Raw genomic sequence first — 21,000 nt, 5'->3', positions numbered from 1 at the left:
GCGCGACTCCTGCGAATAGAGCTGAAACTGTGCAACGATCATCCGATGAGTACCGGTTGCCGTCCGTCGCATCGGTCACGAGTGTGAGGGGGGCAGTCGCCGTCGGACTGGCGCTGCTGTCCTGCGTGACGACTGCCTGCAGCAACGCGCCGACTCCCAAGGCGGTTCCTCCGCCGACCATTCCGAACGTTGCACCGGTTTCCCCCCGCACCTTGCCGTCCTCTTCCGATTCCCGAGCCTCGTACCATTTTATGCTGGGATACCAGGCCGAGCTGGATCAGGAGCCGGAGCGGGCGGTCAAGGAATACCAGGCGGCGCTTCAAGTCGACCCATCCTCGAACTATCTCAAGTCCCGACTGTCCGTCCTCCACTTTGCCCTGGGCGATGTGCCGACTGCGGTGAAATATGCCGATGAAATCGCGGATGCCCCCGGGTTGGATGCGCAGGTGCTCGGGCAATTGGGCGGCATGTATTCCGCGGCCGGGAAGCCGGATCGCGCATTACAGCTGTTCAATCGTGCGATCGAACAAGAGCCGCAGCGCAGCGAACACTACTTCGCCAAGGGTTTGCTGCTGGCCAACCAGAAGCGCTTTCCGGAGGCCGAAGAAACGGTCCGGAGCGGGATCAAGGCGACTCCCGATTCGGCCGTAGGCTACTACTATCTTGGGCGGATTGCGGTGGAAGCGAAGGAGTTACCGAAGGCCATCCCGCACTTCGAGCAGGCCCTCACGCTCAATCCAGCCTTTGAGCCGGCCTATGTTGCCCTGGGTTCGGTGTACGAGGCTAGCCAGGAGCGGGAAAAGGCGATCGCCATCTACAAGCGATATCTGCAGGGCGTGAACCCCAAGAACCGAGAGATCCGGCATCACCTCATCCGTCTGCAAGTCATGATGAAGCGCCATCAGGAGGCCCTTCAGGAACTCGAAGGCATTTTGGCGGAAGATCCCGGTGATTTGGATGCGCAACTGCGAGTGGGGTTGATTCAGGGAGAGCTGAGGAATTATCCCCAAGCCATCGAGCGGCTCAATCATATTCTGACTGTGCGGCCGACCGAGCTCAAGGTCCGGGATTACCTTGGTTATCTCTATGAAGAGATGAAGGACTATCCCAAAGCCGTCGAAGCGTACAGCTTCAACTTGAAGCTCGAGCCGTCCTACTTCGAAGGGCACCTGCATCTGGGGGTGTTGCAATATCGATTGAAGCAATATGCAGAGGCGGCGCAACATCTTCGGGAGGCGAGCCGACTCAATCCCAAGCAGCCGGAAGCCCATATCGTATTGGGCTTGTCCTATTTCCAGACAGAGCAGTATGAGCCGTCGCTGGAGGCGTTTCTCGAGGGAATTCGTCACAACCCGGAGAATCCGGATCTTCACTTCAATGCCGGCACAGTATATGACAAGCTCAATCGGTTCGAGGATGTCGTGAAGTCGATGGAGTCCGCCCTCAAACTGGATCCCCACCATGCGGATGCTCTCAATTACCTTGGCTATAGCTATGCAGAGCGTGGGGTCAGGATCGAGGAGGCGATTTCGCTGACCAAACAGGCGGTTGCCCTCCGGCCGACCAACGGGTATTACGTGGATAGCCTCGGCTGGGCCTTCTTCAAGAAAGGTCTACTGGCTGAAGCCTTGGCCGAGATCAAACGCGCTGTCAGCCTTGTGGGAGACGACCCCGTCATTTACGAACACCTCGGCGAAATTTACTTGAAACAACAGCAGGTTTCGGAGGGCCGCGAGGCCCTTGTCCATTCCCTCGAATTAGATCCCTCCAACAACAAGCTCATGCAGCGGTTCCGCGAATTGGGTTTGGGGGATCCGACAAAAGAAGACCGTATTCGCCAAGCCATGCAACGCGTTTCCGACCAGAAGCCGGCTCCTTCCCATCAGTAACTTCCTAAATATCTGCTATCTTTGAGTTCAGTCGGTGCAGTAACCGGCACTAACCGGTGCGGATTGTTCTGCCCAACAAGCGCTCATGGTCAAGCTCTTATACATACCGGTTGTCTCTCGGTCTGCGCGCAGAACCCGCGCGGTCTTGGCTGGCGCCCGAGGTTTCACCATCGTCGAATTGATGATTGCCATCGGGATCATTTCGCTGCTGGCGGTCTTGGCGCTTACGGCGTTCGGGCGGTATCGAGCGCGCAGCCAGCAGGCGGAAGTGATGATGAATCTGCGCGGCGTGTTCGTGACAGAGCTGGCCTATTATGCGGATCACAAGCGATTTTCCAACTTCAATGAGACTGGTTTCAAAATAGAAGGCTCGACCAATCGCTATACCTATCGAAGCGAACAGACTACCGGAGCCGGCACCCCGACAGGCGTCATTGAGATGATTCCTGCCAGAATTGGGCTCGTGACCCCGGACAACACCATATTTGCAGCGGCGTCCAGTGCCACGAGCTTCACTGTCACTGCCACTGCGAACCTGGACAGCGATCCTACGGTAGACCAATGGCATGTGAGTGAAATTCCGCCTGATACCGGAGCCTTTGACGTGAACGATGTCAATCAATAGGCGCCTGCTATGGGCAGGCACCTAATCGCAAGTGCCAATTTTCGGCCCGCATCGGCCCAAGTTTCGCGGTCACATCGCGGCAGACCGTTGTCACTCGCAAGAAAAATGGTAGGGGCATGAAAAAGCTAAGTGCTCGACAAGTCGTCATAAATAGACCTGCCGAGGATTTGCGATGCAGTGTGGCATGGCCTGTGCCTATGGGTTTCGTGAGGGAGGAGTGGCTCATGTGCGTACAGAGACGGTCCGTTCAATCCAGAGGTCGAAGCGATGCGGGCTTCACGCTCGTCGAACTCTTGATCGTCGTGGCGATTCTGGGGATCGTTTCGGCTTTAGCCATTCCCAATTTTCTCCGGTACCAAGCGCAATCCAGGCAGAGTGAGGCACGGACCAATCTCTCGGCGATCTACGTCAGTGAGACGACCTACTACGGGGAACAGACTGTTTTCGGAAACTTCACCCAAATCGGCTACGCGCTGGCAGGAACACAAAATCGGTATGCCTACCGTGTCGGCCCCGGTACGACGGTCAACGTCGATCTTCTGTTGCCGGGCGTCGGTATCGACATGGGGCAAAACCCGATCGTCCCATCCGGCATCGCCGCTGTCCCGATTCCAGGATTCACCGCTGTAGCCACCGCGAACCTTGACGGCGACCTGGTCGTGGATGCCTGGCATGTCAACGACATCAAGCAGAATTTGCAGTCTGCCGACCAGAACGACGCTCGGTAACGGCTGATCCGTCCTCCGGCCTCCACTGCGTTCCATTTACCACAGTTTCACAACTGCTCACGCCTCGGCCACAGGTGTCGGGTTGCCGGCGGCAGCCCTCATTCATCCTGTGCCGGCGCCCCACCTCCAGAGGATTCAGTCGCATCAATGTTCAATCAGAGTGCAAGGGGTGCCAATCTTTGCCTGTTCCGAACAGAAATCGGAAAGAACCGCGTCTTCTCCAATGCCGGCAAATCCGTATCGATGCAGAACATATTGGAAGTACAGGGTTTTGGAGGGTGCTTCCAGGCTCAGCCAAAGTGGCATGGATCATGCTCAACTACCGGGCAGGGAATCGAACATATCCCACGGTCGAAAGACAGGCAGGAGCTTATTAACAAGGGAGGAGACGTCATGAAGTTGTTCAAAGGTCAAAAAGGTTTCACCCTCATCGAGTTGATGATCGTGGTTGCGATCATCGGTATCTTGGCGGCCATTGCCATCCCCAACTTCTTGCGCTACCAGGCGAAGTCTCGCCAGGCGGAAGCCAAGACCAACCTGGGTGGTGTGTTCGTCGCGCAGACCTCGTACTATGGCGAACAATCCATGTACGGGAACTTCACGCAGATCGGTTATGCGTTGGCCGGTGCCGGCAACCGCTACACCTATCGTAGCGGCGCCGCGACCACGGCGGTCGGTGGTGGTGGTAACAGCACCAACACCAACAACGTGGACCGGTTGCAGGCTGGTGTCGGTCTGTTGGCTGCCGATGGCCAGGGTCCAACGGCGATTGTGGCGAACAATCAGGCCGGTAACTCTGCGACCCCGGGCTTCACGGCCACCGCGGTTGCGAACCTGGACAACGATCCCACGATCGACCAGTGGCACGTGAACGACATCAAGCAGAACCTGCAGACTGCCGATAACGACGACGTCGTGATCTAAGCAGCCTCGGGCCCTCTGAGCGAAGTCTGGGTGGAGTAGGACAGCCTGCGCCACTCAGACTTCGCGCTTTTTTATTGACTGACCGCCGACCGATGCTACTCTTCTTCTGACCCCTTCGTTGCCTTCCAGGCCACCGCTTCAACAGTCATTTCAAAGCCGAAAACCCCTGTGCATCGATCGAACTCGATCGAGAGGAGAATCGTTCCGTGAATAAGGCTTCGAGCCTTGAGAAGGCCATTCAGGCTCTTCCAAGGGAAGGAGTGTCCCTGAAGCCGACGGCTCCTCAGCAGGAGGTCGCGATCCCATCGATCTCTCGGCGGACTCCGTTGCTGCTGTTGGCGGCGCTCCTCGCATTTGCCCCTCTACTGGACGGAGGAACGACGCATCTGGCCGTGATGGTCATTCGGCTCCTCATCGTCGGGATGGGATTGGCTTGTCTCTGGTCGATGGGGCACGGCGCCCCCTTGCCCGTCCGCCAGGCGTCATGGTTGATGCCTGCGCTAGGTTTTCTCACGGTCGCGGGGCTCTCGGCGTTCACGTCTCCGAACGTCCATCAAAGCCGTCAATGGTTGATGGTGCTCCTGCTCTATGCGGCATTGTTCTATTTCATTGTCTTTTGCCTGACCCGATGGAACCATGTGAGGAGTGTCGTGCTATGGCTCGTGGCGGCGGGAGTCGGTGAATCCGTGTGGGCCCTCTATCAATTTGGCTGGCTCAATCAGTTGCGTCCAAGCGGCACATTCTTCAACCCCAACTTTCTCTCCGGCTATCTGGCAGCCATCGGAGTCATGACGCTGGCAATGGGCCTGTTCGCGAAGAAAGGTGGTAGATCCTGTCTGGCCACCATGTATGCGGGCGATCCGCATGGCGGACGGGGTGTGCTGGGTAGCGGGGGGCGATTGTCGTGGAGCCTCACTGCACTGTGGGCGGTAGCTGTGCTCGTGATGCTCTCCGCGATGGTCATCACCGGCTCTCGTGGGGCTGTGATGGCGTTGTCGGCGGGGACGGCGGTCGTGCTGCTGGGGCGGTATCGCGTCCGCGGCCTGGCCATTGTGGTTGCACTCTTGATCGGGTTGCTGCTCATTCCCAATCCCCTTCGGTCGCGATTCGAAGCTGAGCATGCCATCAATCCGGTCGCCTATGCTCGAATGAACATGTGGATGCAGGCTGGTCACATCATTGCGGAACATCCGTTCGGAATCGGTCTCGGACTGTATCAATACATCTACCCGCAGCATGCCTTTCCGGTTGAGGGCGAGATCGCCCGCTACGGAAAAGTGGCCCAGACCCCGCACAATGAGTACCTCCAGATCGGCGTGGAGCTGGGCATTCCCGGGTTGCTGTTGTTCTGTTGGGGCCTGATACGTGTGGGACAGGCAGGCTTCGCGGCGTTGCGTCTACGCCTGTCACGTATGCATCGCGGCCTGCTCGTGGGGGTTGCCGGTGCCGCCGTCAGTCTGCTGGCCCATGCAGCGGTCGACTCCAACCTGCATGAGCCGGCGATTGCCATCCTCTTGGTCTTGTGCCTGGCGGTGCTCTTCAACGCGCAGAGTCTCGCGGCCGCGCGCGCGGTCTCCTTGCCCTCGCTGGGGCACCCGACGCATCATGGGTGGCTCGTGGGAGGAGCGGTGTCGTTGCTCTGGCTTGCTGCGGGCGCCATCCAAACCGGAACCGCCTGGATGGCGTTTGAGCAGGGGGCACAGGCGCAACGCGCCGGGCAGTTGGATGCGGCGATGGAACACTACCGTTCGGCCATTCGGATCGACGTAGACAAGGCCCTGTACCACAGTGCTTTAGCCGCAGCCCACTTCCAACGGTTCCGGCAAACCGGTTCCGGTGACGATGCGCAGCGAGCCACTGATGAATTGACCGACGCCATCAGGTGCAATCCCCTGGATGGTCGGCTGCAGGGTCTTCTGGGCCACCTGTATGCCTCGTTGGCCGATGCGATGCAGACGGGGCAAGGCGTCGAACTCAAGCGTGAATCGTTGCGGCGAAGTGCGGTGGAAGCGTATCAGGTGGCCCGCACGCTGGAGCCGTTCGTCGCGATGCATCGTCTCGAATTGGGACGTCTGTATTGGAGCTTGGGGGAGCGTCAGCGAGGGATTGAGGAAGTGGCGCAGGCTTCGGCCATGGAGCCAAATTTTCTGCCGGCGCGCGCGTGGCTCGTCCAGGCCTATCTGACCAGCGAATCTCCGGCTGATCGCGAGCAGGCGCGGCGAGAATTTCAGGAAATTCAGGATCGTCAGCGTCGATATGCCGCCATGCCGAAGAATGAACTCGAGACCCTCTATCTTTCCGCAGACATCGCGGGGTTGAAGGCCAGGCTGGAGCGAGGAGGCCCAGTGTCATGAAATCCGCGAAGCCCCTCATTCCTGTCGTGACACGGCTGACGCTGTTCTTGCTACTTGCGCTGGGTGCCTTGGCGCCCATTGCGCTGAGCTTTGTCGAGCGGGAACGGCCGGCCGCCCATCGGGCGCTCGAACTCGAATATCTTCCCAAGGGAGAGTATCTGCGTGTGGCCGTGCTGGGGTATCGCCAAATCGCGGCAGACGTAATCTGGCTGAAGGCGGTCTATCAGTTCGGTGAACGCAAACAGACCAGGGCCGGATATCGTTGGGCCTATCACGCGGTGGATGTCTTGACCGATCTCGACCCGAAGTTCGCGATGGCTTACTACGCGGCGGGAACAATCCTGGGCGTGTGGTCCGGTCAGGTGAAGGAGAGCATTGCCATTCTCGAGAAGGGCATGCGGCACAATCCGGAGATGTGGCAACTGCCGTTCGTCATCGGCTACGACTACTACTACGAACTCTGCGACCCGACCAAAGCCGCGCAGTACTTTCGTCAGGCATCCCTGTTGCCCGGCGCGCCCGACTACCTGCCGAAACTCGCTGCTCGTATGACGGTGGAAGGTGGAGACCCGGAAGCTGCGCTGGAATTCCTTGCGCGTATGACGGAACAGACCAAGGATGAGCGTATGCGCGAGGCGTTGGTCCAGCGCATCAAGGAAGTGGTCTCCGAGCGGGATATTCGATTTCTGGAAGAAGGGGTGCGTCGGTACCGGGCGCAGCACGGCAAGTCTCCCGCGAAGTTGGAAGACCTTGTGACGGGCGAGATCATCAACGAGGTGCCGCGCTCGCCGTTCGGAGAACCCTATGTGTTGGAGGCTCCTACCGGGCGGGTGTCCGATCCTGGTCTGAGCGAGCGGCTGCAGGTACACCGGCACGTCGATTGCCAAACGGTCAAGCAGAGTCCGCCGGTCCAAGGTCCCGGTCTCATTCCGCCGCCGACCCCGGCGGGGAAATCCTGACACTGCGAGGGATGTGATGGACGCAATTCGTATTGAAGGACTGATGAAAGCATACAAGTCCGGCTGGCCCGGGCGCCCGCCGGTAACGGCGCTCGATGGATTGTCACTGGACGTCGCAAGGGGAGAAATCTTCGGATTTCTCGGACCGAACGGTGCCGGTAAGACCACGACCCTCAAGATCTTGATGGGATTGATGCGGGCTGACGGGGGGCAAATCGAAATCTTGGGCGCGCCGGCCGGAGACGTCGAGGTGCGCAAGCGGATCGGTTTCCTGCCGGAGTCGCCGTATTTCTATGACTATCTCACGGCGCGCGAGTTCCTCACGTTCTACGGCGAACTGGCCGGGCTTTCCGGTATGTCTTTGCACCACCGGGTCGGCGAATTGCTCAATTCAGTCGGCCTTGCGCATGCCGAGCATCGGCAGCTCAGAAAGTTTTCCAAGGGCATGCTGCAGCGCGTCGGCTTGGCTCAGGCGATCATCCACGATCCGGAACTCGTCATCCTGGACGAACCCATGTCGGGGCTCGATCCCTTGGGACGGAAGCAGGTGAGGGATCTGATCCTTCAATTGCGGGAACAGGGCAAGACGGTATTCTTCAGCAGCCATATCATCCCCGACGTGGAAATGATTTGCGATCGAGTCGGCGTCGTGATGAAAGGCCGGTTGTTGGCGATGGGACGGGTTGATGAACTGGTGGGGCATGCTCACACCCAATCCGTGGAAATTGTCTGGGAGGGCGCGGGGCCGGAGCGAATGCCGGGTCTTGCAAAACTGGCCGAGAAGATCGTTCAGCGCGGCCGCCATTCCTTGGCAGTGCTGCCGGGCCCTGACCATCTCGATGAGGCGGTGGGAATGATTCGATCTCAGGGCGGGAAGCTTGTCTCCATCACGCCGCAGAAGGGCTCTCTCGAGGAGTTGTTCTTTGAGCAAGCAGGCAATCCGCCGGTTCTCAAAGCGGCGGTGGGAGCATGAGCATGCGTCCAATTCTGGTTATCGGTTTGAATACGTTTCGGGAAAATCTGCGGGACAAGATCCTCTACAACCTCCTGTTGTTTGCCGTGATGCTCATGGGTGCCTCGGTGCTGTTGGCCGATCTGACCATCATGGAACACCACAAGATCATCAAGGACATGGGCTTGGCCGCAATCAATCTCGGCGGCGTGATGATTGCCGTCTTTGTCGGGATCGGGTTGGTCAGCAAGGAAATCGAGCGGCGGACCGTATTTACCATCATGGCCAGACCGATCAGCCGCGCCCAGTTCATCGTGGGCAAATACTTTGGGTTGATGATTACGCTGTCGGTAAACCTGGCCGTGATGACGGCGGTGTTCTTTATGACGCTCTGGCTCTATCGCGTACCGATTCAGGTGTCGCTCTTTCAGGCGATCGAATTGATCTTCGTTGAATTGCTGCTCGTGACCGCGATAGCCCTGTTCTTTTCGACGTTCAGTTCCTCGACGCTCAGCGCCATCATGACGCTCGGGATCTATGTGAGCGGGCACTTGACGGCCGACATGAAGGGCATCGCGGAGAAAAGTCAAAACGAACTGAGTACGTGGTTCATGACGGCCTGGTACTACCTGTGCCCTAACCTCGAGGCCTTCAATATCAAGGGGCAGGCGGCAACGGGCATTCCGATCTCGTGGAATTATCAGGTGCTTGCCACAGGTTATGGACTGATCTACGCGTCGTTGCTGGTTGTGTCGGCCTGTGCGATCTTCCGGCGCCGGGATTTCTGACGCCATGCGATCGGTTCGGACCAGAATGGCGCGGCCATGAAGATCCTTACTGTCGTCGGAGCACGGCCTCAATTCGTGAAAGCGGCCGTCGTGTCGCGCGCGATCGCCGCTTGGAACAGACAGGCCGGCGGTAAGACCGAGTTGTCCGAGGTCCTCGTTCACACCGGCCAGCATTACGACGAGAATATGTCGGCCGTGTTTTTCCGTGAACTCGAGATTCCTCCGCCTGCGCATCAACTCGCCGTCGGATCCGGCCCGCACGGACAACAGACCGGACGGATGCTGGAAAGCCTCGAACGGGTTATGCAGCAGGAGCGGCCGGATCTCGTCCTGGTGTATGGGGATACGAATTCCACGCTGGCTGGTGCTTTGGCGGCGAGCAAGCTGCATATTCCGATCGCCCACGTGGAGGCGGGCTTGCGGAGCTATAACCGTGCCATGCCGGAAGAAATCAACCGCGTCCTCGTCGATCACGTATCGACGCTGTTGCTGTGTCCCTCCGAACGTGCGCGCAAGAATCTGAGTCAGGAAGGCATCACCGCCGGGGTTCATGTGGCGGGGGACGTCATGTATGACTCGGTGCTGTTCCATCTGAGGCGCGGGGACGTGGAGGTTCGTTGTTGCGAACGGCTGGGCCTTACTCCCGGTTCCTATGGGGTCTTGACCCTCCATCGTGCCGAAAATGTCGATGACCGAAGCACAGTGGAGATGATTCTGGCCGCGGTCGAGAGCCTGAACCTGCCGATCGTGTTTCCCATTCATCCGAGAACCAAAGCGATGCTGGATCGCGTCCCGTTGCGGTGGCCCCCGCACGTACGAGCGACCGAACCGTTGCCCTATCTGGAGATGTTGCAACTGATGCGTGATGCCAAGATCGTTCTCACCGATTCCGGCGGATTGCAAAAAGAAGCATTGTTCCTGAAAGTGCCCTGCGTGACCCTGCGACACGAGACTGAATGGGTCGAGACGGTGGAGGCGGGATGGAATCGTTTGGCAGGCACCGAGCATGACAGGATTGTCTCTTCCTGCCGCGATGTGCTTGCGCAGGCACTCAATGAGGCGCCCCGGCCCTACGGGAACGGTCGGGCGGGGGAGACGGTCGTGGACATTGTCGCCGGATACCTGGGGACGAAGCGATGAACGGGTTTCGCATCCTCCTGCAACATCGGCGTTTGATTTGGCACTTAGTGCTGCTTGATTTTCGGGTGCGCTACGCAGGATCTCGCCTCGGTTTGGCGTGGATGCTGCTGGGACCGGCCCTCATTCTCTGCAGCTACCTCGTGGTGTTCGGATCCATTTTGCGTGTACAGCCGAATCCCGGACTCAGCGCCGTCGACTACGCCGTGCTCGTCACGTGCGGTCTCTTGCCGTGGTTGGGGTTTTCCGAAGGCATTACCGGCGGAACCAATTCCGTGTTGGCGCATCGCAATCTGATGAAGGGGCAATTGTTCCCGATGGAATTGATACCGGTGACTGCCGTCTGTTCCGGCATGGCGGGGCAACTCATCGGCACCAGCATCTTGCTGCTGGTCATGGGCTTGCGCGGCCACCTCGGCGTCAGCCTCATCTGGCTGCCCGGTCTCCTGGCGGCCCAGGCGGTCTTCACGATCGGGCTCGTCTGGGTGCTCTCCTGCATCAATATACTGATCCGGGATCTGTCGCAGATTCTCCGGCTTGCCATGGTCCTCCTAATGTTCATTTCGCCGATTGCCTATACATCTCAGATGGTGCCGCACGGTCTGGACTGGGCCATCGGTCTCAACCCTCTTTCTATTGTGATCGACGGCTATCGGGATGTGGTGTTGTTCGGCAAGCATCCTCAGTTTGTCGGACTGGCCGCGTTCGGCGCGGTGGCGATTCTGCTGTTCCATCTGGGCTACGACTATTTCATGCGACTGAAGCGAACGCTTCCGGACTTGCTGTAATGGCTACCGTCGCGTTGGCCGTCACAGACGTTTCCAAAATGTATCGTCTGCATCGGACGACGGGCTCCCGCGCGCTCGAATTTCTTGGGCTGGGGAGAAGCCCGCAACGAAACGATGCTCCCGAGCATTGGGCGCTGAAGGGTGTGTCGTTTGAGATCGAGCGGGGCAGTACGGTTGGGATCGTCGGCCGCAATGGTGCAGGGAAGAGCACGTTGCTGAAGTTGTTGGCCGGAACCAGCCAGCCGACCGGCGGGGAAATCCTGCGTCACGGGCAGGTCGCGGCGCTCCTTGAACTCGGCACGGGATTTCATCCCGACCTGACCGGACATGAGAATATTTTCGCGAGTGGTCTGTATCTGGGATTTGACCATGCCGCCATGAGGGCGTTTTACGACGACATTGTGGAGTTCTCCGAACTGGGCGACTTCATTCATCAGCCGGTGCGGACCTACTCGTCGGGCATGTACATGCGGCTGGCCTTTTCGGTGGCCACCTGTTTGCCGGCCGATATCCAGATCATCGATGAGATTCTGGGCGTCGGAGACGCGTACTTCTTTTCGAAGTGCCTCCGCCGATTCCGGCAATTCCAAAAGGAAGGTCGTACCACGATTCTCGTGTCCCATGACAACGCCACGCTGCTGCGGTTGTGTTCACGTTGTATCTGGATCGACGGAGGGCGAGTCGCGTCAGACGGAGCACCGCTGGAAGTCATCATGGCCTACACCCATGCGGTGCAGGCGGAGCAGGATCGAAAGTCGCTGGCCGGGAGCGGATCCGGTACGGTGCCGCATGACCAGACGGCAGCGCTCCGCCAACAAGCAGCCGTGGAGGTTGCGGAAGTAGAGTTTGTTGATCGGGCTCGCAAGCCTACGACGATGGTGACGATGGGGGACCCGCTCACCGTTCGGATCACCTATCGGGCCCGCGTATCGTTAGAGCGCGTCGTCGTCACGCTTTCCGTGTTTCGCTCGGATGGGATCACGGTGACCAACGTCATTTCCTCTCTTGATGAGGTGTACTTCCGGATTCATGAAGGTATCGGCTCGATCGAAGTGCAATTCGCTCCCTGTCTGATCGGGCCTGGTGATTACACCGTCGCCATCGGGATGTATGCCTCGCTCGACCTGAACGATCCGGTGAGCCCGCAACATCTCGCCATCTGGCACCGCCCCCAGACATTCACGGTCCGCCAACCGCTTGGGATCGCGCTGGATCTCGGTGTGCTCAGGCACCCCGTTCGCTGGACATCGCTCGAAGAGCAGGAACAGGGTAAGCGACAGGTGGCGCGATGATCGGCAAGTCGCAGGCGCAAGTCGATCAGGTTTCGGCGGAGACGGAGCCTCTGCTCAAGGACCGCTATCGCCGATGCTACGACAAAATTGCCAGCGACGATCTGGTTCAGCCGCTGGAATCCGGTAAGGATGCGCGGAACCTGCCTCTCCTCAGCTGGATCGGTGATGCTCGGGGAAAGCGTGTGCTGGATGTGGGCTCTGCTCAGGGTCTGCTGTTGGATAGCTTGGGACGGGCAAAGGCGCGTGTCTGCGCCGACCTCGCGGGGCCCTATCTACGTGTGGCTCGCGCGAAAGAGCATGCTGCGGTGCAAGCCGACGGGGAGCACCTCCCGTTCGAGCCGGCGGTGTTTGACGTGGTGGTATGCACCGGGGTGCTCGAACATGTGCTGGATCCGTCTGCCGTGGTGCAGGAGGTCAGGCGGGTACTGGCGCCGGGCGGCCGCTTCTACGTGCTGGTGCCCTGGGAGGAAGATATCACCAAGTATGGCAAGGATCCCGGTGCCTATGAGTTTGCACATTTGCGCTCGTTTACGGACGAAGTCGTCCGATCCCTGTTCCAGGGATTCGAGGAAGTTCGGCGGCGAGGTGTCGAACCCAACGTGGCCTGTCCGCCGCACGAAAAACTCCTGAATCTCCTTCCGGGTCCTGCCATTGCGTGGCTTCGATGGATCTATCGCCGAGCCTGGGTGCTGTTTGACTACCTCGAGGGGCGCTGGAAGTGGCGGCTGCCTCGACGCATCCAATACGCCTACTGGCGATGGTATTGGAAGCAACTGGCCGAGTTCCCGAAGCGGGATTGGCTTTGGCTCCGGATGTATCCTCCCTTTCACATGGTCTTTGAACTGCGTCCTCTGTCAGCCGAACAGGCAGAGCGCTAATCCGATTTGAACCGGCCGATCCCGAGGCGGTTCTCGATCGCACTTCCGGAGATCCTACAGTGTCGTTGCAGGTTCTCACTCAGGAGCAATTGTCCGACAAGGCCCGGTTGAGCGAGGCGCGCGGGGAGACCCCTGTCGAAAAACTGTCGGTGCTGCTCATCTGCGATGACCATCCGGGCCATGCGAACACCGTGTTGGACCACATCGCCGCCCTGAGCGTCTGCTCCTCGCACGACGTGCACATTTTTAACCCCTGCGGCATGAAGCAGAGTCGCTACCTCGATCTGGATGAGTTCGATGTCGTGGTCCTGCACTATTCGTTGGTGATTATCTCCGACCACTACTTATCTCCCTCGTTTCAGGAGCAGATCCGTCGGTTTCGCGGATTGAAAATTCAGTTTCTCCAGGATGAGTACCGGTGGGTCGATGCGATCTCGGCTCAGATGCGTGACCTCGGGATTCACATCCTCTTCACGTTGCTCCAACCAGATCGCATCACGTCCCTGTACGACCAGCGAAGATTGCCCGGAGTGACGGTGCTTACCACGCTGGCCGGGTATGTGCCCGACAATCTGGTCGGCCTCCCCGTACCGTCTCTGTCCGAACGGCGAATCGAAATCGGCTATCGTGGGCGGACGTTACCCTATTGGCTCGGCCGTTTGGCGCAGGAAAAGGTATGGATCGGCCAAGGGGTGTTGGCCCGCGCGCCGAGATACAACCTCCGTTGCGATATCGGGTGGCGGGAAGAAGATCGGATCTACGGGCAGCGTTGGATTGACTTCATCGCGTCCTGTCGCGCGACGTTAGGCACTGAAAGCGGGGCCAGCATCACCGACTTTGACGGCACACTCGAAAAACGGACCAAGGCCTATCTTGCGGAATCTCCCCGTGCGACCTTCGATGAAGTCAGCCGCGCGATCCTCGGGGAGCATGACGGCAAAGTGCCGGTCACGGCCATTTCGCCTCGTGTCCTAGAAGCCGCGGCGCTTCGTACGGCATTGGTCTTGTTCCCCGGAGAATACTCCGGAGCGATTCAGCCGTGGGAACACTACATTCCGCTCGCGAAGGATTTCTCCAACATGGACGAAGTCGTGGAGAAACTCCGGGATCTCCCCTTCCTCAAGGCCATGACGGAACGGGCGCATCGAGATTTGGTGGCATCCGGGCGCTACTCTCAGCGGGCCCTCACCGAACTCTTCGACGATGCGGTATCCCGGTATGGTCGCCGCGTCGGAAAACGGCGCAAGCTGTGTTATCGGCTGGCGAGTCTGGAACGTCCCTGTGCCGTGGCATCGGCTAAGGTGCGAGGGGCGGTCCGGCCTTATGTGGCACTTCCACAAAATCTCCTCAAGGGAGGACTGGCTCTCGCGCGAATGGTGACGACGAAGGCCGGACGCGAAGTCCTCGGTCTCTTCCTGACCTCACCGGAAGTCCGTGCAACGGTACGATTCGGCGAGGTCGTGCGGGATGTGCTGAAACTTGCCGTTATCGGTCAAGCCCATCGACGCCGAGTATCCCCGGTCCCGTTGGAAATCCTGGCGGCCTTCCATGCTGAGCGCGGCGCGCTCGTGTTCACCAGTGAGCAGCTTCCCGCCGGCCGGCGGCCGGCGGCCTGTCGGATTCCGGCGAGCGCCCGCAACGCGGTACGGACGATGGTGTGGAATCATTCGGCGGTGGGCGGCATGGTCCGCTACAGAGTCTGTCCCGGGATCGGTCTGGCCGTATGCGTCGGCGACCATGATCTCCATACGTTTGAAGGCTTGATGGAGCTGGCGCGGGCGCTGCCGGATCAAGCCCGTCGGTTGTGTGAGGAGTTGTTGGGGCAGGGCAAAGGGACTGCGCCTGCGCCCGCAATGGGGACAACATGATGAAACACTCAACATCGGCGGTACTGGTTGACGTGACCAGGGAGAATGCGGAGTTCTGGAACACGCTGGCGGGCACGCAGCTCGCCGAGTCGTTGGGCCTGCGGGACTTTTCTTCAGAAGCGCTGGCCCGATTCGACCGCGAGTACTTCGACTATTACCCCTATTTGCTGGAGTACGTCGATCTTCCCGGGATGCGGAACAAGAAGGTGGTAGAAATCGGTCTCGGCTACGGAAGTCTTGGGCAGAAAATTGCGGAAGCGGGAGCGGAGTACCTCGGGATGGATGTGGCCCAGCAGCCCGTCACGCTGTTGAACCAACGGTTGCGAATCAACGGGCTTCAGGGAAGGGCCATGCAGGCCAGCATGTTGGAATGTCCGCTGCCATCGGAAGCATATGACCGGGTGGTCTCGATCGGATGTTTTCACCACACCGGCGACACCCAGCGCTGTATCGACGAAACCTATCGCATTCTCAAGCCTGGCGGGACTGCGGTGATCATGGTCTACAACCTGTATTCCTATCGCCAGTGGCACAAATGGCCGGGCCGGACGTTGGCGGCTTGGTGGAGGTCTCTGTTGGGACGAGACGGCATCCTTCGGGGAAACGAAGCGCAGCGATACGCCTATGACCGGGCGGATGCGACGGGGCAGGCGGCTCCGGAGACGGCGTTTCTCTCGTCGGGACAGCTCAGAAAGATGTTCGGGCGGTTTTCCGCCGTTACGGTTCGCAAAGAGAACTGCAACTCCTTCTGCCACTCGTTGACGCTTGAGTGGCCCAAAGGGGCGGATGCCGAGGCTGCCGGTCGCGCGGCGATTCGGGTCGACCTTCTCCTCAAACGTAGGAATCTCCTGAAGAGTCTCGGCAGGCGGCTTGGGCTCGACCTTTACGTCACCGCAACGAAATAACCCCGCTCCTTCGCTACCCGATTTCGTGAGTTTTCGTGCGCAAATAGAGGTTCCATCGTAACATGCTCGAAGGGACGGCTCTGTCCGTTCCCGCCGACTAAAGAGGAAAACGGAGGCCCGGAGGCTTCCGCGGGGATATCGCATGTGCGGCATTGCAGCCATCTGTGATCTGACTGATTCCCGGCGTCCGTCGCTCGACCGGCATTTGGCTGTCATGAACGATCTGCAGCGCCATCGGGGGCCCGACGGCGAAGGCCACTGGCAACACCCGAGAGGGCACGTCGGTTTCGGGCACAGGCGCCTCAGCATTATCGACCTTGCGGCCGGCCAGCAACCGATGCGGGACGAAGGGGGCAATTGGATCACCTTCAACGGTGAAATTTACAACTACCGCGAATTGCGGCAGGAACTCGGGCCCGAGCGGTTCAGGACTGAGTCGGATACGGAAGTCATCCTGCAGGCCTACCGCAAATGGGGCCGCGATTGTGTCAGCCATCTGCGAGGCATGTTCGCGTTTGCCCTGTGGGACGATGAAGCGCAGCAACTCTTCTGTGCGCGGGATCGCTTCGGCATCAAGCCGCTGTACTACACGGTCGTGGATCGCGTGTTGTACGTCGCCTCGGAAATCAAGGCACTCCTGCCGTTCCTGCCTGATGCCAAGACCAATCTCGAGGCCTTGAAGGAATATCTGACCTTCCAATTCTGTCTCGCGGGAAAGACTCTGTTCGACGGAGTGCATGAGCTGGTCCCGGGCCATGTGTTGACCGCGCGGGCCGGACGAGTCGATACCGCCCGCTACTGGGAGGTCTACTACAACCTCGATTGGGACCACACGGAAAAATACTTCGAAGAGAAAATTCGTACGTTGTTCGAGGACTCCGTTGCCTTTCACCTCCGGAGCGACGTTCCGGTCGGTGCCTATGTGAGCGGCGGCGTGGATTCCGGCATCGTGGCCTCGCTGGCGAGGACGCACCAGTCCTCCGGTTTTCTCGGATTTACCGGGAAGTTCTCGCTCGGCCCAGCCTATGACGAAAGCCGTTATGCCAGGGAATTGGCCCAATGGCGTGAATTCGAGCTGCTCGAGGCGGAGATCGACGCCGATGACTTCGTGCGTGAAATCCAGAAGGTGATTTATCACCTCGATCAGCCGGTGGCCGGGCCGGGCTCCTTCCCCCAATACATGGTCTCGAAGCTGGCCAGCCGGCATCGCAAGGTCGTGCTGGGCGGACAGGGCGGCGACGAAATCTTCGGCGGCTACGCGCGCTACCTCATTGCGTACTTCGAACAGTGCATCAAAGCGGCGATCGACGGCACCACGCAGAGCGGAAACTTTATCGTGACCTATGAATCGATCATCCCGAACCTGTCGTCGCTGCGGGAATACAAGCCGCTGCTGCAGGAGTTCTGGCGGAAGGGCCTCTTCGAAGATTTGGATCGGCGGTACTTCCGTCTGATCAATCGCGCGCGCGATGTCGGGGATGAAGTGGATTGGCGGGCGATGGAGCGATTCACTCCTTTCGACGCGTTCAATCAGATCTTTCGCGGCGACAACGTGAAGAAGGAATCATATTTCGATCGCATGACGCACTTTGATTTCAAGACCTTGCTGCCAGCGCTCCTCCATGTCGAGGACCGCATGAGCATGGCGCATGGGCTCGAATCACGCGTGCCGTTCTTGGACCACCCGCTGGTGGAATTTGCCGCGACGATTCCGTCCAACGTGAAGTTCATGAACGGCCGCATGAAACATGCATTGAAGAACGCGATGAAGCAGGTCTTGCCGCCGGCCATTCTCAACCGTACCGACAAAATGGGGTTCCCGGTGCCGTTGCACGAGTGGCTGACCAAGCCGGGACAGGTGCAGGAGTTCGTTCGGGACACCTTCTCGAGCAGGGCGGCCTTGTCGCGGGAGTTTATCGACAACAGGAAAGTATTGGAGAGTCTCGCGAAGGAAGCACGGTACGGACGAAAGATCTGGGGATTGCTGTCCCTGGAATTGTGGCAACAGGCATTTCACGATCGAATGGCGTCATTCAAACAACTGCTCACGGCGGAGGTTCTGCGATGAGAGTGTTGATTACAGGCGGGGCGGGGTTCATCGGGTCGCATGTGGCGGATCGGCTGTTGGGCCGCGGCGATGAAGTATTGGTGATCGACAACTATGCGACGGGTCGGCGCGACAATCTCGCGTCCCATCGCCGGCTGACAGTGGTGGAAGGAACGATCGCGGACGCGCGCCTGGTCGGCCGAGCCTATGAAGAGTTCAAGCCGGAAATCGTCGTCCATGCTGCGGCATCCTACAAAGATCCCGACAACTGGAGCGAGGACGCGCTTACCAACGTGGTGGGAACAGCGAACGTCGTGCAGGCTGCCAAGCGGCACGCGGCGAAGCGATTCATCTACTTCCAAACCGCGCTCTGCTATGGGCTGAAGCCTCTCGAGCAGCCGATTACCTTGAAGCATCCGGTGCGACCGGAAGGCAGCAGCTATGCGATCAGCAAGACCGGCGGCGAGCAGTACGTGATGCTGAGCGGACTTGATTGGATGTCGTTCCGGCTGGCGAACGCCTATGGGCCGAGAAATCTCAGCGGGCCCTTGCCGACCTTTTACCATCGGCTCACCAGGCAGAAGGCCTGTTTTGTGATGGATACGCGACGGGATTTCATCTTCGTGGATGATCTGGTGGCGGTGGTCATGAAGGCCATCGACGGCGCCGGCACCAGCGGGGCGTATCATATTTCCTCGGGGAGCGATGTCTCAATCAAGCAGTTGTTCGACGCGACCACGAAAGCGTTGGGCGTGACGTTGGAGAAGGATGTGGAAGTGCGCCCTCGCAGCGCCGATGACGTGGCCACGATTCTCCTGGACCCATCCTGCACCGAGAAAGTCTTCGATTGGAAGGCGGGAACCCCGTTGGAAACCGGAGTGGCGGCTGCCGTGGCCTGGTACAAGAAGTTCGGTATTCAGCAAACCTTCACCCACCTGAAGCCTGTGGAAGCCAAGAAGCCGGCGGCGTGAGCGCCTCGAAAGGACTCGAGACTATGCGGGATCAGCGTATTGTCGTGGTGGGGGGCGCGGGGTTCGTCGGGAGCAATCTGGTCCGCCAGGCCCTGGCGCAGGAATGCCGGGCGGTGTTGGTAGTAGACAATCTCCTCTCCGCTGAACGGGAGAACTTGCCCGTCGATCCCCGCGTTCGCCTGCTGGAAGGGTCGATCGCCGATTTGGCCGTGCTGGCCCGTATCCGTGACGAGTGGGACTATGTCTTCCACCTCGCGACCTTTCACGGCAATCAAAACTCGATCGCGGACCCGCTGGCGGATCACGAGCATAATCTCATCACCACACTCCGCCTGTTCGAACATCTGAAGGGGTACTCGGCTCTCAAAAAGCTCGTCTACTCCGCCTCGGGTTGCACGCTGGCCCCTCACACCTACGATAAGCCTGAACCGGTGAGAGAAGACGGTCCGGTGCCGCTGGAATTGGACAGCCCCTATCAAATTTCCAAAGTCGTCGGTGAATTTTATTCCGTCTACTACTGGCGCCAGCACAAGTTGCCCACCGTCCGGGCGCGCTTCCAAAACGTCTATGGGCCGGGAGAGGTCCTCGGCGCCGGGGTGTGGCGCGGGACGCCGGCAACCGTATGGCGGAACGTGACGCCCACGTTCATTTACCGGGCTCTCAAGCGGTTGCCGCTGATGGTGGAAAACGAGGGCCAGGCGAGCCGCGATTTTATTTACGTGGATGACATCGTGCGTGGATTGATCGCCTGTGCCGAGCGAGGCCGAGCCGGGGACGTCTACAACCTGGCCAGCGGCGTTGAGACGTCGATCCTCGAACTGGCGCAGCAGATCAATACCATGACGAACAATGCCTCGGCGATCCAGTTTCTTCCTCGTCGTAATTGGGACCATGCCGGCAAACGCGTCGGCAGTACCGAGAAAGCTCAGCAGGAGCTGTCATTTTCGACGGCTGTGTCCCTCGAAGACGGGCTGGCGGCAACGATCCGATGGACGCAAGCCAACCTGTCGTTGATCGACCGCTGCATCCAGAAACATGCCGCACGACTCGCCGCGTGAGTCGGCCCGTCCGGCTCGATCACTTGCCGGGAACCAGATGACCAGTCAGGAATCCACACAGCAGTTCCTCGACCATGTGCAACAGCACGTGACCTCTGCGCAGAAGGCGTTCGTGCTCGAGCGGCACTATGACACCGTTCGCCGGGAAATGGTGCGCGCGGGCAATTGGAAGCCTGGGGTTCGATTGCTCGATGTGGGGTGCGGGATCGGGGTCTATGCGGAGTTTTGGCGGTCTCGTGGCTTCCGAGTCACCGCACTCGACGTGGATGCCAGGCAAGTGGCGTTGGCTTCGCGACGCTCGAAAGAGCAGGGACTCGGCATCCGCTACGAAGTGGCAAGCGGAGATCGCCTTCCGTTTGAAGCCGGGTCCTTCGATGTCGTGTATGCCAACTCCCTGCTGGAACACGTGGAAGATTGGGAGCGCTGTTTGCACGAATGGATTCGTGTGCTCGCGCCCGGCGGATTGTTGTGGGTGGAAACCACCAATGCGCTGTGTCCGCGGCAGGGCGAGTTCCGGTGGTTGCCTCTGTACAGCTGGTGGCCTGGCTGTATGAAGCGTATTGCGGTGCGTTTGGCCAAGGGGCCGCTGCCGGTGTTGGCGAACTACACGCCTTGTCCCGCGCTCCATTGGTTTTCCTTTTTTCAACTGGAGCGATTCTTTCACATGCAAGGGCTTGCGGTGAGGGATCGATTCGATTGCCTGGATTCGAGCAGGGTGGGGTGGATCAAGCGCACGATTCGCCGGACGGCGCTGGCGAGCCGACTGGGGCGTCGATGCGCGTACCTGGTGATTTCGCCGCTCGTGGTCATTGCCAGCCGGCCGGTGTAGGAGAAGCC

General features: G+C 59.4%; 17 protein-coding genes and 1 pseudogene. All 18 read left to right on the top strand.

Going from position 1 to position 21,000, the window contains the following annotated elements:
- The first annotated feature begins 29 nt into the window (after positions 1–29).
- Entirely contained in the window at positions 30–1,889 is a 1,860-nt protein-coding gene (locus KF814_04965; GenBank protein MBX3235481.1) for a tetratricopeptide repeat protein, read from the top strand.
- 85 nt (positions 1,890–1,974) lie between these two features.
- Positions 1,975–2,514 (top strand): prepilin-type N-terminal cleavage/methylation domain-containing protein, encoded by a 540-nt coding sequence (locus KF814_04960; protein MBX3235480.1) that lies wholly within the window; start codon positions 1,975–1,977, stop codon positions 2,512–2,514.
- Positions 2,515–2,738: 224 nt separating this feature from the next.
- Positions 2,739–3,242, top strand: coding sequence for a prepilin-type N-terminal cleavage/methylation domain-containing protein (locus KF814_04955; GenBank protein MBX3235479.1), 504 nt, complete (start codon positions 2,739–2,741; stop codon positions 3,240–3,242).
- Between the two features lie 393 nt (positions 3,243–3,635).
- Positions 3,636–3,755: pseudogene (locus KF814_04950) on the top strand (prepilin-type N-terminal cleavage/methylation domain-containing protein).
- 617 nt (positions 3,756–4,372) lie between these two features.
- Positions 4,373–6,520 carry an O-antigen ligase family protein gene (locus KF814_04945; GenBank protein ID MBX3235478.1) on the top strand — a complete coding sequence of 716 codons (2,148 nt, stop codon included), beginning with the start codon at positions 4,373–4,375 and terminating at the stop codon, positions 6,518–6,520.
- Positions 6,517–7,479, top strand: coding sequence for a hypothetical protein (locus KF814_04940; protein ID MBX3235477.1), 963 nt, complete (start codon positions 6,517–6,519; stop codon positions 7,477–7,479). The genes KF814_04945 and KF814_04940 overlap by 4 nt, the downstream gene beginning before the upstream one ends.
- Before the next feature lie 16 nt (positions 7,480–7,495).
- Positions 7,496–8,452, top strand: coding sequence for an ABC transporter ATP-binding protein (locus tag KF814_04935; protein MBX3235476.1), 957 nt, complete (start codon positions 7,496–7,498; stop codon positions 8,450–8,452).
- Positions 8,449–9,219: an ABC transporter permease gene (locus tag KF814_04930; GenBank protein ID MBX3235475.1), complete on the top strand. Its 771-nt coding sequence runs from the start codon at positions 8,449–8,451 to the stop codon at positions 9,217–9,219. The genes KF814_04935 and KF814_04930 overlap by 4 nt, the downstream gene beginning before the upstream one ends.
- 36 nt (positions 9,220–9,255) lie before the next feature.
- Positions 9,256–10,359 (top strand): UDP-N-acetylglucosamine 2-epimerase (non-hydrolyzing), encoded by a 1,104-nt coding sequence (gene wecB / locus KF814_04925; protein ID MBX3235474.1) that lies wholly within the window; start codon positions 9,256–9,258, stop codon positions 10,357–10,359.
- Positions 10,356–11,144: an ABC transporter permease gene (locus KF814_04920; GenBank protein ID MBX3235473.1), complete on the top strand. Its 789-nt coding sequence runs from the start codon at positions 10,356–10,358 to the stop codon at positions 11,142–11,144. The genes wecB and KF814_04920 overlap by 4 nt, the downstream gene beginning before the upstream one ends.
- Positions 11,144–12,436, top strand: coding sequence for an ABC transporter ATP-binding protein (locus KF814_04915; GenBank protein MBX3235472.1), 1,293 nt, complete (start codon positions 11,144–11,146; stop codon positions 12,434–12,436). Before KF814_04920 ends, KF814_04915 begins: the two co-directional genes overlap by 1 nt.
- Entirely contained in the window at positions 12,433–13,314 is an 882-nt protein-coding gene (locus KF814_04910) for a class I SAM-dependent methyltransferase (protein MBX3235471.1), read from the top strand. The genes KF814_04915 and KF814_04910 overlap by 4 nt, the downstream gene beginning before the upstream one ends.
- A 59-nt stretch (positions 13,315–13,373) precedes the next feature.
- Entirely contained in the window at positions 13,374–15,182 is a 1,809-nt protein-coding gene (locus KF814_04905) for a hypothetical protein (protein MBX3235470.1), read from the top strand.
- Positions 15,179–16,087: a class I SAM-dependent methyltransferase gene (locus tag KF814_04900; protein ID MBX3235469.1), complete on the top strand. Its 909-nt coding sequence runs from the start codon at positions 15,179–15,181 to the stop codon at positions 16,085–16,087. Before KF814_04905 ends, KF814_04900 begins: the two co-directional genes overlap by 4 nt.
- Before the next feature lie 142 nt (positions 16,088–16,229).
- Entirely contained in the window at positions 16,230–18,155 is a 1,926-nt protein-coding gene (gene asnB, locus KF814_04895) for an asparagine synthase (glutamine-hydrolyzing) (protein MBX3235468.1), read from the top strand.
- A complete protein-coding gene (locus tag KF814_04890; GenBank protein ID MBX3235467.1) occupies positions 18,152–19,105 on the top strand; it encodes an NAD-dependent epimerase/dehydratase family protein in 954 nt (317 codons plus the stop codon). The genes asnB and KF814_04890 overlap by 4 nt, the downstream gene beginning before the upstream one ends.
- Positions 19,102–20,163, top strand: coding sequence for an NAD-dependent epimerase/dehydratase family protein (locus tag KF814_04885; protein ID MBX3235466.1), 1,062 nt, complete (start codon positions 19,102–19,104; stop codon positions 20,161–20,163). The genes KF814_04890 and KF814_04885 overlap by 4 nt, the downstream gene beginning before the upstream one ends.
- Positions 20,164–20,200: 37 nt before the next feature.
- On the top strand, positions 20,201–20,992 hold the full coding sequence (locus KF814_04880; GenBank protein MBX3235465.1) for a class I SAM-dependent methyltransferase: 792 nt from the start codon (positions 20,201–20,203) through the stop codon (positions 20,990–20,992).
- The last annotated feature ends 8 nt before the right edge of the window (positions 20,993–21,000 follow it).

Source organism: Nitrospiraceae bacterium, from assembly GCA_019637075.1.
In the GTDB taxonomy this organism is placed as follows: Bacteria; Nitrospirota; Nitrospiria; order Nitrospirales; family Nitrospiraceae; genus JAHBWI01.
Note: the sequence above shows the minus strand (reverse complement) of the source record. Positions and strands in the feature narration are given on the sequence as shown.

Bases quoted from the DNA above. Each gene is read 5' to 3' on its own strand.
- KF814_04960 (MBX3235480.1), top strand. From the start codon at position 1,975: ATGGTCAAGCTCTTATACATACCGGTTGTCTCTCGGTCTGCGCGCAGA.
- KF814_04915 (MBX3235472.1), top strand. From the start codon at position 11,144: ATGGCTACCGTCGCGTTGGCCGTCACAGACGTTTCCAAAATGTATCGT.
- wecB (MBX3235474.1), top strand. From the start codon at position 9,256: ATGAAGATCCTTACTGTCGTCGGAGCACGGCCTCAATTCGTGAAAGCG.
- KF814_04880 (MBX3235465.1), top strand. From the start codon at position 20,201: ATGACCAGTCAGGAATCCACACAGCAGTTCCTCGACCATGTGCAACAG.
- KF814_04920 (MBX3235473.1), top strand. From the start codon at position 10,356: ATGAACGGGTTTCGCATCCTCCTGCAACATCGGCGTTTGATTTGGCAC.
- KF814_04935 (MBX3235476.1), top strand. From the start codon at position 7,496: ATGGACGCAATTCGTATTGAAGGACTGATGAAAGCATACAAGTCCGGC.
- KF814_04910 (MBX3235471.1), top strand. From the start codon at position 12,433: ATGATCGGCAAGTCGCAGGCGCAAGTCGATCAGGTTTCGGCGGAGACG.
- KF814_04930 (MBX3235475.1), top strand. From the start codon at position 8,449: ATGAGCATGCGTCCAATTCTGGTTATCGGTTTGAATACGTTTCGGGAA.
- KF814_04955 (MBX3235479.1), top strand. From the start codon at position 2,739: ATGTGCGTACAGAGACGGTCCGTTCAATCCAGAGGTCGAAGCGATGCG.
- KF814_04890 (MBX3235467.1), top strand. From the start codon at position 18,152: ATGAGAGTGTTGATTACAGGCGGGGCGGGGTTCATCGGGTCGCATGTG.
- asnB (MBX3235468.1), top strand. From the start codon at position 16,230: ATGTGCGGCATTGCAGCCATCTGTGATCTGACTGATTCCCGGCGTCCG.
- KF814_04940 (MBX3235477.1), top strand. From the start codon at position 6,517: ATGAAATCCGCGAAGCCCCTCATTCCTGTCGTGACACGGCTGACGCTG.
- KF814_04900 (MBX3235469.1), top strand. From the start codon at position 15,179: ATGATGAAACACTCAACATCGGCGGTACTGGTTGACGTGACCAGGGAG.